This is a genomic window from Litorihabitans aurantiacus (assembly GCF_030161595.1).
Taxonomy (GTDB): domain Bacteria; phylum Actinomycetota; class Actinomycetes; order Actinomycetales; family Beutenbergiaceae; genus Litorihabitans; species Litorihabitans aurantiacus.
Genome location: NZ_BSUM01000001.1, coordinates 2,595,730 through 2,611,736, shown reverse-complemented (window position 1 = coordinate 2,611,736; position 16,007 = coordinate 2,595,730). Strand labels below are relative to the sequence as shown.

Below are 16,007 nucleotides of genomic sequence, written 5' to 3'. Positions count from 1 at the left end.
GGAGACGTCGCCCGCGCTCGTGCTGACCTCGAACCCCGGCCGGCCGACGGCGCGGCGGACGCGGTGGACCTCCACACCGGTCCGCACGGGGGCGTCGAACGACGCGGCGTACGCCGCGAAGTAGTCGGCCATCTGGTCCTTGGTCGCGAAGTCGTCGGGGCCGACGCCCGGGAGCTCCATGCCGGGGAACCGGTCGTGCCAGGCCGGCCCGTTCGCCACCAGGGAGTCCCAGCGCATCGAGCGCCAGCTCTCCCCGACGCGACCGCGCTCGAGCACGAGGTGGTCGATGCCGAGGGTGCTCAGGTGCTCGCTCATGGCGACGCCGGCCTGACCGGCACCGACGACGACGACCTCGGTCGAGGCCGGGAGGACGTTGCGGGCGCGGGTCGGGGTGCTCGAGGTGGCGTGCTGGTCGTCGGGCGAGCCGGTGCGGGGAGGGGGCATGGGAGGTGAGGTGCCTTCGTCGTGGGGGGTGACGGCTTGAGTCTGAGAAGGCCGGTCGGGGCGTCGCAACCACGACCCGGAGAAGCTTAGGATCTAGAAAATAGATGTAGGGGGCCACGTAACACCTGTGAAACATATGGGAAACGGGAGGTTCTCATGCATCGTTTTGGCAAACGACCCGACATCACGTTGATCCAGCTCCGGAACTTCGTCGTGGCCGCCGAGCTCGGCAGCATGACCTGGGCGGCCGAGGAGCTCTACGTCGCGCAGTCGGCCGTCTCCACGTCGATCTCCAACCTCGAGCAGGCGCTGGGGGCGCGCCTGGTCATCCGCAGCCGTGGGCGCGGTCTGCAGGTGACCGACAAGGGTGCGGAGCTGCTCCAGCGTGCACGGCGCATCCTCGCCGACGTCGACGAGGCCGTGGGCGCCGTCAGCCCGGAGAACACCGCGGGGCGGGTCTCCGTGGGCTGCTTCCGCACGCTGGCCCCGTTCTACCTCCCCACGATCATCACCGCGCTGAGCGCGCGCCATCCCGAGGTCGAGGTCGACGTGCACGAGCTGTTCGCCCCGCAGATCGGGGAGAGGCTCCAGGACGAAACCATCGAGATCGCCCTGACCTACGACCTCGGTCTGGGGCCGGAGGTGGAGCGTGAGGTCCTGGCCTCGGTGCCGATGTACGTCGCCGTCGGCCGCGACCACCCGCTCGCCACGCGCGACGCCGTCAGCCTGGCGGAGCTCGAGAGCGAGCCGATGGTTCTCCTCGACCTGCCGGTGAGCCGCGACTACTTCCTCGAGGCGTTCACGCGGCTCGGCCTGCGACCCACGGTCCGGTTCCGGTTCGAGAACTTCGAGGCCGTGCGCGCCATGGTCGCGAGCGGGCACGGGTACACCGTCCTCAACCAGCAACCCAAGCTCGAGTACACCTACGCCGGGTCCGCGCTGCGGCGCCTGGAGATCCGTGAGCCCGTCGCGCCGCTCGACCTCGTCCTGGCCCGCGCCCGGACGCAGTCGCGGCGCAGCCGACGCTCGGAGCTGTTCGCCCACGAGTGCAGGCGCGCCGTCGCGACCCACGCCGTCGGCCAGGAAGCCCCGGGCCGCTGAGGTTTCAGCGCTGTTTCGCCATCTGATTCTTCGATCCCGACGTTCTCGACAAGAGATTTGTCGACGTCGCCCACCGTCTCGATGCTGAGTCCACCCACCCCGAACCGGACGAGAGCGAGAGGTCCACCGATGCCCGACACGATCGCCGACTACCTCGTCGTCGGAGGCGGCACCGCCGGCTGCATCCTCGGTGCCCGGCTGAGCGAGGACGCCGACGTCACCGTCACGGTGGTCGAGGCCGGCCCGTCCGACGAGCACGAGGAACGGGCGCACTCGATCCGGCGCTGGGACGAGATGCTCGAGGGCGAGTACGACCTCGACTATCGCAGCGTCCCGCAGGAGCGCGGCAACTCCTTCATCCGGCAGGCGCGCCTGCGCATCCTCGGGGGTTGCTCCACGGCCAACACGATGATCAGCTGGCGCCCGCTGCGCGGTGACCTGCTGGAGTGGGCAGACCTCGGCGTCCAGGGCTGGGGCCACGACGTGATGAGCGCGTGCTTCGACCGTCTCCTCGCCCCGATCACCCCCGTCGCGCCGCAGGACCGCAACCCCTACGTCGCCGACGCCGTCGCCGCGGCCGCCGCCGCGCTCGACCTGCCGCTGCGGGAGACGTGGAACGACACCGACGTCCTCGAGGGGGCGGGCTTCTTCGAGATCGGTTACGACCCGGCCACCAACGCGCGCTCCTCGACGTCGAGCACGTACCTGCGCCCGGCGCTCGACCGCCCCAACCTCACCCTGCTCGTCTCGACCCTGACCGAGCGGCTCGTGATCGAGGACGGCCGTGCCGTCGGCGTCCGCGTGCGCACGGCCGACGGCGACGTGCGCGAGCTCCGCGCGCGCCGCGAGGTCGTCCTCGCCTGCGGCGCGATCGACACGCCCGCGCTGCTGATGCGCTCCGGCATCGGGCCCGCGGCCGTCCTGCGCGAGGCGGGCGTCGACGTCGTGCTCGACCTGCCCGGCGTGGGCGAGAACCTGCAGGACCACGCGGAGGGCCTCATCGTGTGGGAGGCCCGCGGCGAGCGCAGCGACGTCTGCGCCACCGGCTGGGACGCCGGCTACACGCTGCGGGTGGATCCGGACAGCGCCACCCCCGACGTCTCGACCCACATCCCGCTCCACGCGTGGGCCGTGCACGCCGAGCGGTACGGCGCGCAGATCCCCGAGAACCACGTCTCCTTCGCGCCGAACGTCGCCAAGCCGCGCAGCCGCGGTCGGGTCTGGATCACGTCGCCCGACGCGAACGTCGCTCCCTCGATCGACTACCGCGCCTTCACCGACCCGGAGGGTCGTGACGAGCGCATGCTGGTCGAGGGCGTGCGGCGCGCACGGCTCGTGGCGCAGCAGGCGCCGTTCGCCGACCACCTCGTGCGCGAGGTCTTCCCCGGACCCGACGTGGTGGGCGAGGAGGAGCTCTCGGCCGTCCTCCGGGCCACCCACCAGACCGTCTACCACGTCTCGTGCACCGCCCGCATGGGCGCCGACGACGACGCCGGCGCCGTCCTCGACAGCCGGCTGCGGGTGCGCGGGATCACGGGGTTGCGCGTCGCGGACGCGTCGGCGTTCCCGACGGTCACCGCACTCAACCCCGTCGGGACGGTCATGGCTCTCGCCGAGCGGGCCGTCGACCTCCTCCGGGCCGATGCCGCCGTCGTACCCGACCGACGCCCGACCACCAGCGCAGGAGCGACCCGATGACGACGACACCCTGGCAGCTGTCCGGGTTCGGTGACGAGATCTCCCCCGACCCCGAGGTGCAGGTGGCCGTCCTGCTCGCGCTCGGGGCCTCGCACGTCGAGGTCCGCAGCGCCTGGGGCGTGAACGTCGTCGACCTCACCGACGCGCAGGTCGACCGGCTCGCCGCCGTGCTGCGCGGAGCCGGGCTCGGCGTCAGCGCCGTGGCCTCCCCGATCGGCAAGGTCGACATCGCCTCCGACCTCGAGCTCGAACTCGCCCGGCTGCGTCGCGTGATCGCTGTCGCAACCGTCCTCGGCACCACCAACATCCGCGTCTTCTCGTTCTTCCGCGGTCCGGACGTCCCCGTGGCGAGCACGCGCGAGGCGGTGCTGCGGGCGATGTCGGCGCTGGCCGCCGAAGCTGCGGCGGCGGGTGTCACGCTGCTGCACGAGAACGAGAAGGACATCTACGGCGACACCCCGGAGAGGGTCCACGACCTCGTCACCGCTGTGGACTCGCCCGCGCTCCGCCTCGCCTGGGACAGTGCGAACTTCGTGCAGGTCGGGGTCGCCCGGCCGCACGACGACGGATTCGAGCTCCTGGCCCGGTACGTCGACTACCTGCAGGTCAAGGATGCCGTCGCCGCCACCGGCGAGGTCGTCCCGGCCGGGCGCGGCGACGGTCAGGTCGCCGCCACGGTCCGTGCGCTGCGCGACCGCGGGTACACCGGATTCGTCTCCCTCGAGCCGCACCTCGCCCAGGCTCACGCGCTCGGTGGCTTCTCCGGGCCCGCCGCGTTCGGTGAGGCGGCGCGCGCGCTGGCCGACGTGCTGCGCGACCTGGGGATCGAGGCACGATGACCGGGTCGGTGCGCGCCGCCGTCGTCGGCTGCGGGGACGTCTCGATCGTCCACCTGCGTGCGATCGCCGAGCGCGAGGGCTCCGAGCTGGTGGGTGTCGCGGACGTCGACACCGGGCGCCGGGAGGCGGCGTCGCGGACGTGGTCCGTGCCCGGGTTCGCCGGGGTCGAGGAGCTCGTCGCGGCGGTGCGCCCCGACGTCGTGCACGTCTGCACCCCGCACCACCAGCACGCACCGGTCGCCGTCGCCGCGCTCCAGGCCGACGTGAGCGTCCTGATCGAGAAGCCCCTCGCGGACTCGCTGGAGGCGGCCCACCGCATCGCGGCGGCCGAGCGACGGAGCCGGGGCAAGCTCGCCGTCTGCTTCCAGAACCGCTACAACCGGCCGGTCCGCGCGCTGGCCGAGCGGCTCCGGTCCGGTGACCTCGGCCCGGTGCTGGGGGCGAGCGCCCAGGTGCTGTGGAGACGCACGGGCGAGTACTACCGGGCGCGGCCGTGGCGCGGGACCTGGGCGGGCGGTGGTGGCGGCCTGCTGATGAACCAGGCCATCCACACGCTCGACCTCCTGCAGTGGCTGCTGCCGCCGGTCGAGGCGCGCTCCGGCAGCGCGGCGACCCGCAGCCTCTCGCAGCACATCGAGGTCGAGGACACCGCGGAGCTGAGCCTGACCCACCGCGGCGGCGCCCGCAGCACCCTGTTCGCCACGCTCGGACACGCACGCAACGCTCCGGTGCGGCTCGAGGTCGTGACGCGCGACGCCGTCGCCGTCCTCCAGGAGGACCTGCGGATCGAGCACGCCGACGGTACCGCCGAGGTCGTCCTCGACGACGCCCCGCGCCACGCCGGCCGCAGCTACTGGGGTGCCTCGCACGCCCTCCTGATCGACGACTTCCACGCCGGCCTCGACGCGGCCGCACCGTTCTGGATCGGCCTCGACGCCGGCATCGACACCCTCGCCACCATCGCCGCCGTCTACGCGGCCTCGTTCCCGGAGCGCGGCGGGACCCTCCGGAAGGACATCTCATGACGCAGCAGGTCAGGCTCGGCATCATCGGCTACGGATCCCAGGGCGGCCTGTACGCCGGGCTCCTGGCGCAGGGGCGCGTGGCGGACACGGTCCTCGGCGCGATCGTCGACACCGACCCCGAGCGGCGCGCCCTCGCGGCGGCCGAGCACCCCGACGCACCCGTGCTCGACAGCCTCGACGCGCTCCTGACGGCCGGCCTCGTGGACGCGATCGTCACCACCGTCCCGCACTTCCTGCACCCCGAGATGGGGATCGCCGCGCTGCGCGCCGGCCTGCACGTGATGGTGGAGAAGCCGGCGGGCGTCTACACGGCGCAGGTCGAGGAGCTGAACACCTGCGCGGCGCAGCACCCGGACCTGGTCTTCGCGATCATGTTCAACCAGCGCGTCAACCCGCTGTACCAGCGCCTCAAGGCGATCGTCGACGGCGGTGAGATCGGCGAGATCCGACGCAGCACGTGGATCATGACGAGCTGGTGGCGGCCGCAGGGCTACTACGACCAGAGCGAGTGGCGCGCCACCTGGGGTGGCGAGGGTGGCGGCGTGCTCGTCAACCAGGCGCCGCACCAGCTCGACCTGTGGCAGTGGATCTGCGGTCGGCCACGCACCGTGACGGCCAAGGTGGCCGAGGGCTTCCGACGCGAGATCGCCGTCGAGAACGAGGTCACGGTGCTGGCCGACTACGGCGACGGCGTCACCGGGGTCTTCATCACCGGCACGCACGACCTGGTCGGGACCGACCGCCTCGAGATCCTCGGCGACCGGGGCAAGATCGTCGTCGACGACAGCCGGCGCGCCACCATCACGCGCCTGGTCCGTCCCGAGGAGCAGATCAGCGCCGAGCTGCCGACCGAGCAGATGCGCGGCATCTTCCGAGGCGAGACCGACGTCTCCGACCTGTACGAGGTCGAGGAGATCGAACACGTCTCCCGGTTCGGCGACCAGCACGCCGTCGTCCTCGCGAACTTCGCCCGCGCCGTGCTCGACGGCGAACCGCTCGTCGCGCCCGGCAGCGACGGCATCCACGGGGTCCGGCTCGCCAACGCCGTCCACCTCTCTGGCTGGACCGGACGCGAGGTGCCGCTCGACCACGACCCCGCCGAGTTCCTCGCGGAGCTCGACGACCGCATCCGCCGCGAGGGGCTGTTCCCCACCCGCACCTGACGGGCCGGGCCCCTCGACGACCTCCCCACTCCCGCTCCTCCCCGTTCCCTCCCACCCACCCCGCTTCGCCCACGCTAGGAGAGACCATGAACGTTCGTGTCAGGACGGCCGCCGCGGCCGTCGCCGCAGGAGCTCTGCTCGCCGGCTGCTCGGGCGGCGACGCCCCACCGGCGTCGTCCGTCGGCGGGGGCGCCGGGACCGACCAGGTCCTGTCCATCGGGATGCTGTACGACGTGCCCGACTGGGACCCCGCGATGGCGCACGTCGGCCACAACCTCCAGCCCTACCAGGTCGCCTACGACTCGCTCCTGCTGCGCGAGCCCGACGGCGAGCTCTCCCCGATGCTCGCGACCGAGTGGAACTACGACGACAGCCGGACGGTGCTCACGCTCGAGCTGCGCGACGACGTCACCTTCTCCGACGGCGCCGCCTTCGACGCCGACGCCGTCGTGGCCAACTTCGAGCACTTCAAGGGCGCCAACGGCCGCCAGGCCGCCCAGCTGACCAACTACGCCGGCGCCGTCGCTGTGGACGCCGACACCGTCGAGGTCACCCTGACGCGCCCCGACCCGGCCTTCACCTACTTCCTCAGCCAGGCCGCCGGTCTGATGGGGAGCCCGGACACGCTCGAGGGCGATGACATCGGCAGCGTCCCCGTCGGGAGCGGGCCGTACGTGATGGACACGGCGCAGTCCGTCGCGGGCTCGCAGTACGTCTTCACGGCGCGCGAGGACTACTGGAACCCCGACCTGCAGAAGTTCGGCGGCGTGACCCTGCGTCTCCTCGCCGACGTCACGGCCCGTGCGAACGCGCTCATCTCCGGTCAGGTGAACGCGACGCTGGTCGAGCCGGCATCGATCGCCCAGCTCGAGGGCGCGGGTCTCACCCTCGTGGAGTCGCAGGTCGACTGGATGGGGCTGATGCTGCTCGACCGCGACGGCACCATGGAGCCCGGGCTCGCCGACGTGCGGGTGCGGCAGGCGGTCAACCACGCCCTGGACCGTGAGGCGCTCCTGGCCACGCTGCAGCTCGGTCACGGCGTCGTCACGTCGCAGCCGTTCGGTGAGGACTCCGGCGCGTTCGACCCCGAGCTCGACGACTACTACCCCTACGACCCCGAGCGGGCGCGCGAGCTGCTGACCGAGGCCGGATACGCCGACGGTGTGACGCTCACGCTGCCGAGCATGCCGTTGTACGAGACCACGTTCGCGGTGCTGTCCCAGCAGCTGGGCGAGGTCGGCATCACGCTGGAGCCCGTCGCCGTCCCGTCGCAGGACTACGTCACCGAGATCACCAGCGGCAAGTACACGTCCGCGTTCTACGGTCTGTTCCAGGCGGAGGCGTGGGTGGCGATCAACCAGTTCGTCTCCACCGACTCCCTCTACAACGTCTTCGACACCACGACGCCGGAGCTCGACACGCTCCTCGACGAGGTCGCGAACGCCGCCGACGAGGAGGCCAGCGACGCCGCGGCGGTCGAGGTCAACCGCTACGTGGTCGAGAACGCCTGGACCGCGCCGTTGTACCGGCGCTCGCAGATCTACTTCACGGACACGAGCGTCACGGTGCTGCCGCAGGTGCAGTCGGCCGTCCCCTCGATCTACAACTTCTCGCCCGCCGCATGAGTCCCGCCGCGGGGCGCGGTCGCCCGACCACGCCCCGCGGCGGTCGGCGCACCAGAAAGGTCCACCCATGATCGCCTTCACGCTGCGGCGACTCGGAGCCGGCGTCGTGCTGCTCGTGGTGATCAGCATGCTCGCCTACGCGCTGCTCTTCGCCTCCGGGACCAACGTCGCCCGCAACATCCTCGGCGAGTTCGCCACCGAGGACCAGGTGCTCCTCAAGGCGCAGGAGCTCGGTCTCGACCGTCCGCTGGCCGAGCGCTATCTCGACTGGGCAGGTGCCGCCGTTCGCGGGGACCTCGGGCGCTCCTGGTTCGGGTCGCAGTCCGTCACGGACTCGATCCTCAGCCGACTCCCGGTCACGCTCGTCCTGATCACGACGGCGATCGTGCTGACCGGTCTGCTCGCCCTCGTCATCGGGGTGGCCGCCGCCGTGCGGCGCGGGTGGATCGACCGGGCGCTGCAGGCGGTCGCCGTCGTCTGCGACGCGATCCCCGGCTTCGTGATCGCCCTCCTGCTGGTGATCGCGCTCGCGATCCAGGCAGGAGTGTTTCCCGCGACGAGCACGATCGGTCCCGGTGCGCCACCGTCGGCCTGGGTCCTGTCGCTGACGCTCCCGGTGGTCGCGCTGGTGCTCAACGCCGTCGCCTCCAGCGCCCAGCAGGTGCGCAGCGCCGTCATCAAGCAGTACGAGCGCGACTCCGTCCGCACGCTGCGGAGCCGGGGCATCTCGGAGCGGGAGATCCTGCTCACCTACGTCCTGCGCGGGGCCTCGCCCGCGGCACTGACCGTCCTGAGCCTCCAGTTCATCGGGATGCTCGGCGGCGTGGTCATCATCGAGAGCATCGTGGCGCTGCCGGGGATCGGAAGTCTCGCCGTCCCCGCGACGCAGCAGGGCGACGTCCCCGTCGTGATGGGCGTCGTCATCTACACCGTCGTCGTGGTGGTGGTCGTCAACCTGCTCGTCGACCTCCTCAACGGCTGGCTCAACCCCAAGGTGCGTGTCTCATGACCGGTTCGAGTCCCTCGAACGACGCCCGGCGCTCCGGCGTCCTGCGAAGACTGCTGCGCAACCCGCTCGCCGTCGTCTCCCTCGCGGCGCTCGGCGTGCTGCTCGCCCTCACCGTCCTGGGTCCCACCCTCGCCCCGTACGACCAGAACTTCGCCGACATCGCGCGACCGCTCGCGGGTCCTTCGTCGGACCACCTGTGGGGCACCGACTCCGCGGGCCGTGACACCTTCAGCCGGGCCCTCTACGGCACGCAGCTGACCATCGTCTCCGGCGCGCTGTGCGCCGTCGTCGCGATCGCCATCGGGCTGCCGGCGGGCCTGACGGCCGGGTACTTCGGCGGCCGGTTCGACACGGTCGCGAGCTGGTTCGCCGGGATGCTGATGAGCCTGCCCAACATCATCGTGCTGCTCGCCGTCCGCGCCGCGCTCGGTCCGTCGGTCTGGATCAGCATGGTCGTTTTCGGCGTGATGCTGAGTCCCGGGTTCTTCCGGCTGACCCGCAGCGCCGTGCAGTCGGTGCGCGGCGAGCTCTACATCGACGCCGCGCGGGTCGCCGGACTCTCGGACGGACGGATCATCGCGCGCCACGTCGTCTCGGTCGTCCGTGCCCCGGTGATCATCCAGACCGCCATCACGGTCGGGGTGGCGATCTCGATCCAGGCGGGGCTGCAGTTCCTCGGCCTCGGCGACCCGTCCGAGGCCAGCTGGGGCACGATGCTGAACGAAGGCTTCCGCAACATCTACACCACCCCGCTGCTCATCACCGTCCCGGCCGTCCTCATCGGCGTCACCACCGGGGCGCTCGTGCTGCTCGCGAACGCCCTGCGCGACGCGCTCGAGGACGGTGTACCGGGGGCGCGGCGCCGTCGTCGTCCCGCTCGCACCGGTCCGGGCGGGGTGCGGGCCGCCCTGCGTCGCCGCACGCCCGTTCCCGTTCTCGCGCCTTCCGGCGGCGCCGACCACCTGGTCGTCGTCGACGGGCTCGCCGTCGGCTACCCGCAGGCCGACGGGAGCACGAGACGGGTCGTCGAGGACGTCTCCTTCCGCGTAGACCGCGGTGAGGTGCTCGCCATCGTCGGCGAGTCGGGCTCGGGGAAGTCGCAGACCGCCTTCTCGATCCTCGGGCTCCTGCCCGCCAACGCCGAGATCCTTGCCGGATCGATCCAGTTCGACGGCGTCCACCTCGTCGCTCCCGGCGAGGACCGCGTGCCCCAGGAGCGGGTGGCGCCGCTGCGTGGTCGACGCATCGCATACGTCCCCCAGGAACCCATGTCGAACCTGGACCCCAACTTCACGATCGGCCACCAGCTCTCGCGCCCGCTGCGCGTGCAGCAGGGGATGTCGAGAGCGGAGGCCAGACGGCGGGTCGTGGAGCTGCTGGCGACGGTCGGGATCGTCGACCCGGAGCGCACCTACCACCTGCACGCCCACGAGATCTCGGGCGGCATGGCGCAGCGCGTGCTGATCGCAGGCGCGCTGAGCTGCGAGCCGGACCTGATCATCGCCGATGAGCCGACCACGGCGCTCGACGTCACGGTCCAGGCGGAGGTGCTCGACCTGCTGCGCGACCTGCAGCGCAGGACCGGGATGGGCGTGATTCTCGTGACGCACAACTTCGGGGTGGTCGCCGACCTCGCCAACCGCGTGGTCGTGATGCAGACGGGGCGGGTCGTGGAGACCGGCGAGGTCGGCGACGTGCTCCGTCACCCGCAGCACCCCTACACCAGGATGCTGCTCGACTCGATGCTGGAGGGACGGGAACCGATGACGATGCTGACGCGGGCGGACGAGACGTCGGGGGCGAGGCTCTCGTGATGCTCCCCGCAGAGCTGCTCACCGTGGACTCCCTCGTCGTGGACTACCCCGGGCGAGGCTTCCGGGGTCGACCGACCCGGGTGCTAGACGACGTCTCGCTCACCATCCGCCGCGGGGAGACCCTGGGGCTGGTGGGGGAGTCCGGATCCGGGAAGACCACCCTGGGTCGTTCCCTCCTGGGCCTCGCACCGGTCACGGCGGGCACCATCGCGTTCGAGGGTCGCAACATCTCCCACCCCACGCGTCGGCAGCGTCGGGCGCTGAGCAGCGAGATCCAGGTGGTCTTCCAGGACCCCTACACCTCGCTGAACCCCGCGATGGAGGTCGGAGCGATCCTGGCCGAGCCCCTCGTGGTCCAGGGCGTGCGGGGGCGCAGGCGCGTGCCCGCATCACCGAGCTCCTGGACCAGGTGGGCCTCCCCGCGGACGCCGCGCGGCGGCTGCCGCGCGACTTCTCGGGCGGTCAGCGCCAGCGGGTGGCCATCGCGCGGGCGCTCGCGCTGCGACCGAAGCTCATCGTCTGCGACGAGCCGGTGAGCGCGCTCGACCTGTCGACGCAGGCCCGTGTGCTGGACCTCTTCCTCGAGATCCAGCGGGAGACCGAGGTCTCCTACCTCTTCATCTCACACGACCTTGACGTCGTGCGCCACGTCAGTCACGACGTCACGGTCCTCTACCGGGGCGAGATCGTCGAGACCGGCAGCGCCGAGCAGGTGACGCGGCACCCCGAGCACCCCTACACGCAGCGGCTGGTGCTGGCGTCGCCCGTCCCCGATCCGGAGCGTCAGGCGGAGCGGCGCCGTGCCCGGCGTGCGCTGCTCGACGGGACCGTACCGCCCGACCAGGTCGACCGGGTGGCCGACGTCGCCTGATCGCGACCGCCGGGAGAACGGCGGCGGATCCCTCAGGATCCGCCGCCGCCATTCTCAGAACAGGTCGCCGTGGCCCAGGGCGACGAGATTGTCGTGGGACGTCTGCAGGCAGTCGAGAACATCACGGCCGTAGAGATCGTCCTGCTCGACGAAAAGGTATTCCGCCCCCGCCGCCACGCTGGCGGGAATGATTCCCCCGAAGTCCAGATTTCCCTCGCCGACCTCGGCGAACTCGATGGTGTTGAAGACCTCGCGCAGATATGTCGCGCGATCGCCTGAATCACGTGCGACGAATGCGGCCTCAGGGGTCCTCCCGATGCGGTAGTCCTTGAGGTGGATCAGCTTCACCCTCCCGGCGAAGCGCTCGATCGTGCCCTGCGGGTCCTGCCCCGCCCGCTGCAGCCAGTGCACGTCCAGCTCCATCCCCACGTGGGGCGAGGAGTCGGCGAGGATGTCGATCACGTACCGACCGTCGTAGCGCAGGAACTCCGACAGGTGGTTGTGGTAGTAGAAGTCGATGCCCTCGTCCGCCAGGCGCTTCGCGACCTCCTCGAGGCCGCGGCAGAAGCGACGCGTGGTGTCGAGCTCGTCGAAGACGCCGAGCGGCACCATGCCCATGCGGACCTTGGTCGCCCCGACGGTGCGGGCGTCGGCGACGATCTTGTCGAAGTCCGTCAGCAGCGCGTCGTTGCCCGCGGTCGGGGCGTCGTAGGTGGCGGAGAGCGAGGCGATGTCGATGCCGAGCTCGTCGCGCGCGCGGACCAGGTCCGAGACGTTCTCGGGTGTCATCGGCACCTGGGACACCTCGAGCGCGCGGTATCCGATCTCCCGGACCGAGCGCAGCGTCTCGAATGTTCCGTGCTGTTCGAAGCTCCACCTTAGCATCATCGCCTGGACGCCGATCCTTGCCATCTGAGGTCTCCAATTCTCACGGACCGCCGGACGCGGTCGCACAGGGGCCCAGGTTTTCATCCGGCGCGCGCTACTGGCAAATATGAATCGCTTTGTGAGACTTTCGAGATGGACCGCCTCCAGGTCGAGGTGTGCCATTCTCCGGAATCGCGCGGGAGCGGCTCCTACCGATCCGACGTCCCGGCTCCGGCGGGGGTCGGGCAGGACTACCCATGGTCAGGGCGTCCCCGCGCCTCCTAGGGTCGCGGCATGACTGCGTCTCCCTCCCTCGGCCCCATGTACGAGCGGTTCCGGCAGCGCCACCCCGACGTTCGGATCGTGCTCCTCCCGGATCCGCGCAGCGGCGGTTCCACCCCCGCCTCCACGCCGCCTGCACCGGTGACCGACGAGCTTGCGCTCGCCGATGACGTCGAGCACGCGTTGACCCACGCGTCCGAGCTGCTGACCGAGGTTCGGCACGCGCTGGGCGTCGTCGGCGCCGTGGTGGAGCGGTGGCGGTCCGGGACCCTGCGCGGCACGGTGCGCGCCGTCGCGAGCTGCGACGGCCGGGCGCCGTCGCTGGACGCGGACGACGTCGTGCGCATCCTCGTCTCCCAGGGCTGGCTCGCCGGGGTCGTGCGTCGCGCGCCCGTGCAGGTGGTTTCGGCCCGGCGCGAGGACGGCGAGCTGGAGATCGTCCTGTCCGACGGCGACGCGCACCTCGTGCTCGAGGGTCGCGTGCTCGCCGTCGACGCCCGCACCAGGGTGGCCCTCGTCAATCCGCAGGGGGTGCGCCGTGGGTGACTTCGACGTCGACCCCGAGGCCATCGGCTCCGCCCGCCAGCTGTGGGAGGACGAGCTGGTCGTGCTGCAGGACGCGGCGACCCAGCTGACCGGGGCGCCCACCGGCGGCTTCGGCGGTGACCTGCCCGGTCAGGTGGCCGGTGTGATCGCGTCCTGGCGCGGCACGCTGGACGAGGGTGCCGCCGCCGTCGACGACATCGCGACGAACCTCGGCTACGCCGCACGCGGCTACGTGCTCGGCGACGAGGCCGCGCGCGGCGAGTTCACCACCTGGATGGAGGCGGGACTGTGAGCGTCTCCGTGCAGATCCCCGAGCCCGGTCCGAGCACGCCCGAGGTTCCGGGTGACCCCGGCCAGGTCGACACGTTCGTCGACACGCTGCTGCGCGTGGCGTCGGCGGCCGACGACCTCGACTCCGTCGCCGCGGCGCGCTCCACCCTGGAGGGGTGGACCGGTGACGCAGCGACCGCCTACGGCAGCTACGTCACCGGTGCCGGCACGAACGCCCAGAGCATCTCCCTCGCGCTGCGCAACCTCGCACGGGCGGCCGACACCTACTCCGCCGAGCTGACCCGCCTGCGCACCGAGCGCGGTTTCGTGCTCGACGACCAGCAGAGCTACGCCGAGAGTCGCTCGTCGCTCGTGACCCAGGTCGCGAACGCCGTACCCGAGGACGAGGCGTACCTCCAGGAGCTGGCGGCCCAGCTGGTCGGGACGCGCGCCCGACTCGTCGAGCGCCAGGACGCCCTCGTCACCGCCTGTGAGACCAACGATCGGACGATGGCGACGGCGCTGACGCAGAACGCCGACCTCCCCACCTTCCAGCGGCTGAACCCGAACGCGATCGACCCCGCCGACGCCGCGGTGCAGCGGCCGGGGGCGCCGGGGACGGGCGCGAGCCCGGAGGAGGTCGCGCAGTGGTGGAACGGCCTGACGGAGGAGGAGCGCTACGCCGTCACGGTGGCCTACCCGGAGCTGATCGGCCCGGCCGACGGCGTCCCCGCCACGGCTCGCGACCAGGCCAACCGGGCGCTGCTCGGCCGCGACCTCGAGACGTTGGAGCGCCGCGAGGAGGCGGGCATCCTGACCCCCGAGCAGGAGAGGCAGCTCGCCAACGCGCGCGCGGCCGAGGAGGCGCTCGGCAACGAGGTCGGTGACCCGATCACTCGCGAACCCGTGGTGCCGCTGCTCCACCTGTACGACCCGACGGCCTGGGACGGCGAGGGCGCGATCGCCATCGCCTACGGCAACCCGGACACGGCCGACAACATCGCCACGGTGGTGCCGGGGACGACGACGACCGGAGAGAGCGCCGGGAGCATCGCCGGTGACGCCTCGAACGTGTACTCCTCCGCGCGCGTCTCGGACCCGAACGCCTCGACAGCGGCGATCGCGTGGATCGGGTACGACACGCCGGAGTTCGATCTCAGCGTGACGAACGAGGACCTGGCGCAGGAGGGTGGGGACAACCTCGCGCGCTACGTCGACGGACTGCGCGCCGTGCGGGAGGTCGAGGGCAACGGACAGCCCGACGTGACCGTGATCGGTCACTCCTACGGGTCGACGACGGTGGCCAACAGCGCGACGGGGTCCGGTCTCGACGCCGACGACATCGTGCTCATCGGCAGCCCGGGTGCGGGCCGTGGTGTCGAGCACGCCGACGAGCTCGGCGGCGCGCAGGTGTGGGCGGGCAACGCCAGCCGCGACCCGGTCGCGAGCCTGGCCGACAACGGCTGGGTGGGGCTCGGCACCTGGGACCAGGGCCTGGGCAACGACGTCGGCGAGGACGACTTCGGGGCGAACCGCTTCCGGGCCGAGTCCGTCGACCGTGGGGAGGGCGGGGCGTTCGCGGATCACTCGCGCTACTTCGACGACGGCAGCGAGTCGCTGCACAACATCGGGAACATCGTGGCGGGCAACGACGACGACGTCACACGGGCCGAGCACACCTACGACCCGTGGAACAAGGGTCCGCAGGACCCGGAGCGTGATCGTGATCCAGAGCAGCTCGACGACGTCGTGCTCGACCCGGACGACATCGTCCGGCCCTGAGACCGGCCGTTCGACGCGCACACGAGAGGCGCCGGGTGGGACCTCCCACCCGGCGCCTCTCGCCCGTCCGACCCTTGCCCCGGGGCGCCGGCCGCGGCCGGCGCCCCGGGAGGCTCACTCCTCCTCGTACAGCCCGTCGAGCATCTCCTGCGCGAGGCGCTCGCCGACGACGATCGGTGCGCTGCTCAGGTGCAGCGTGAGTGTGCGGCGCATCGCGACGAGACGCAGGCGGTGGCCGGCGCGCTCGGCGTCGATCCGCACGATCGGGGTCATGGCGCTGATGCCGCCGGTCCAGCCGTCCGCCGCGAGGCGGTCGCTGATGCCGCGCGCCACCTCGAGGCAGGGGTGGGTGCCGTGACGCAGATGTCGAACGTCGAGGCGATGGTCTCGGCGTCGCCCGCGGCGCGCCAGCGGCTCCGGCCCCAGGTGCCGAGGATGCCGACGGTGCGGCAGGCGCGGCGCGCCAGGAGGTCGGTCTCGATCCGCACGGTGTCGAGGTCGAACGGCCGCCGCCCGGAGCTGGGGCGGGGGAGATCCTGGTCGACGTGCGCCGTCGAGGAGGTGCGGGAGACGTCCCGGACGGTCTCGGGACGCATGGCCGGCAGCAGGCGCAAACGGGGGCGGGCGGGAGCCGGGGAGTGCGACGGGATCGCTGTGATGGACATGTCTGA

Annotated in this window: 14 protein-coding genes and 2 pseudogenes; 12 read left to right on the top strand and 4 right to left on the bottom strand. The window is 71.7% G+C overall.

Annotation, left to right across the window (positions count from 1 at the left end):
- Positions 1-6 precede the first annotated feature (6 nt).
- Positions 7-315, bottom strand: a pseudogene (locus QQK22_RS12410) (FAD-dependent oxidoreductase); the annotation flags it as partial.
- A gap of 318 nt (positions 316-633) precedes the next feature.
- On the opposite strand from QQK22_RS12410, the gene QQK22_RS12405 reads away from it, so the two are divergent.
- From QQK22_RS12405 to QQK22_RS12365, 9 genes and pseudogenes are all read left to right on the top strand, one after another.
- On the top strand, positions 634-1,545 hold the full coding sequence (locus QQK22_RS12405; protein ID WP_284251233.1) for a LysR family transcriptional regulator: 912 nt from the start codon (positions 634-636) through the stop codon (positions 1,543-1,545).
- A 129-nt stretch (positions 1,546-1,674) separates the two neighbouring features.
- A complete protein-coding gene (locus QQK22_RS12400; RefSeq protein WP_284251232.1) occupies positions 1,675-3,243 on the top strand; it encodes a GMC family oxidoreductase in 1,569 nt (522 codons plus the stop codon).
- On the top strand, positions 3,240-4,082 hold the full coding sequence (locus QQK22_RS12395) for a sugar phosphate isomerase/epimerase family protein (protein WP_284251231.1): 843 nt from the start codon (positions 3,240-3,242) through the stop codon (positions 4,080-4,082). Before QQK22_RS12400 ends, QQK22_RS12395 begins: the two co-directional genes overlap by 4 nt.
- A complete protein-coding gene (locus tag QQK22_RS12390; protein WP_284251230.1) occupies positions 4,079-5,107 on the top strand; it encodes a Gfo/Idh/MocA family protein in 1,029 nt (342 codons plus the stop codon). The genes QQK22_RS12395 and QQK22_RS12390 overlap by 4 nt, the downstream gene beginning before the upstream one ends.
- Positions 5,104-6,270 (top strand): Gfo/Idh/MocA family protein, encoded by a 1,167-nt coding sequence (locus tag QQK22_RS12385; protein ID WP_284251229.1) that lies wholly within the window; start codon positions 5,104-5,106, stop codon positions 6,268-6,270. The genes QQK22_RS12390 and QQK22_RS12385 overlap by 4 nt, the downstream gene beginning before the upstream one ends.
- 86 nt (positions 6,271-6,356) lie before the next feature.
- Positions 6,357-7,895, top strand: coding sequence for an ABC transporter substrate-binding protein (locus QQK22_RS12380; RefSeq protein ID WP_284251228.1), 1,539 nt, complete (start codon positions 6,357-6,359; stop codon positions 7,893-7,895).
- A gap of 67 nt (positions 7,896-7,962) precedes the next feature.
- Positions 7,963-8,904, top strand: coding sequence for an ABC transporter permease (locus tag QQK22_RS12375; RefSeq protein WP_284251227.1), 942 nt, complete (start codon positions 7,963-7,965; stop codon positions 8,902-8,904).
- Positions 8,901-10,718 carry a dipeptide/oligopeptide/nickel ABC transporter permease/ATP-binding protein gene (locus tag QQK22_RS12370; RefSeq protein WP_284251226.1) on the top strand — a complete coding sequence of 606 codons (1,818 nt, stop codon included), beginning with the start codon at positions 8,901-8,903 and terminating at the stop codon, positions 10,716-10,718. Before QQK22_RS12375 ends, QQK22_RS12370 begins: the two co-directional genes overlap by 4 nt.
- Positions 10,718-11,589: pseudogene (locus tag QQK22_RS12365) on the top strand (ATP-binding cassette domain-containing protein). Before QQK22_RS12370 ends, QQK22_RS12365 begins: the two are co-directional and overlap by 1 nt.
- A gap of 54 nt (positions 11,590-11,643) precedes the next feature.
- Here the strand turns inward: QQK22_RS12365 and QQK22_RS12360 are convergent.
- A complete protein-coding gene (locus tag QQK22_RS12360; RefSeq protein ID WP_284251225.1) occupies positions 11,644-12,639 on the bottom strand; it encodes a sugar phosphate isomerase/epimerase family protein in 996 nt (331 codons plus the stop codon).
- A gap of 111 nt (positions 12,640-12,750) precedes the next feature.
- Here QQK22_RS12360 and QQK22_RS12355 point away from each other — a divergent pair, with 111 nt between their 5' ends.
- The 3 genes from QQK22_RS12355 to QQK22_RS12345 are packed head-to-tail and all read left to right on the top strand — an operon-like array spanning position 12,751 to position 15,336.
- Positions 12,751-13,284, top strand: coding sequence for a hypothetical protein (locus QQK22_RS12355; RefSeq protein ID WP_284251224.1), 534 nt, complete (start codon positions 12,751-12,753; stop codon positions 13,282-13,284).
- On the top strand, positions 13,277-13,576 hold the full coding sequence (locus QQK22_RS12350; RefSeq protein ID WP_284251223.1) for a hypothetical protein: 300 nt from the start codon (positions 13,277-13,279) through the stop codon (positions 13,574-13,576). Before QQK22_RS12355 ends, QQK22_RS12350 begins: the two co-directional genes overlap by 8 nt.
- On the top strand, positions 13,573-15,336 hold the full coding sequence (locus QQK22_RS12345) for an alpha/beta hydrolase (RefSeq protein ID WP_284251222.1): 1,764 nt from the start codon (positions 13,573-13,575) through the stop codon (positions 15,334-15,336). The genes QQK22_RS12350 and QQK22_RS12345 overlap by 4 nt, the downstream gene beginning before the upstream one ends.
- 114 nt (positions 15,337-15,450) lie before the next feature.
- Here QQK22_RS12345 and QQK22_RS12340 read toward each other — a convergent pair whose 3' ends face one another.
- Both QQK22_RS12340 and QQK22_RS12335 read right to left on the bottom strand, forming a co-directional pair.
- Positions 15,451-15,609: a hypothetical protein gene (locus tag QQK22_RS12340; protein ID WP_284251221.1), complete on the bottom strand. Its 159-nt coding sequence runs from the start codon at positions 15,607-15,609 to the stop codon at positions 15,451-15,453.
- The gene (locus QQK22_RS12335) at positions 15,606-16,001 is read right to left on the bottom strand and encodes a hypothetical protein (protein ID WP_284251220.1); all 396 of its coding nucleotides are present in this window, start codon (positions 15,999-16,001) and stop codon (positions 15,606-15,608) included. Before QQK22_RS12335 ends, QQK22_RS12340 begins: the two co-directional genes overlap by 4 nt.
- Between the last annotated feature and the right edge of the window lie 6 nt (positions 16,002-16,007).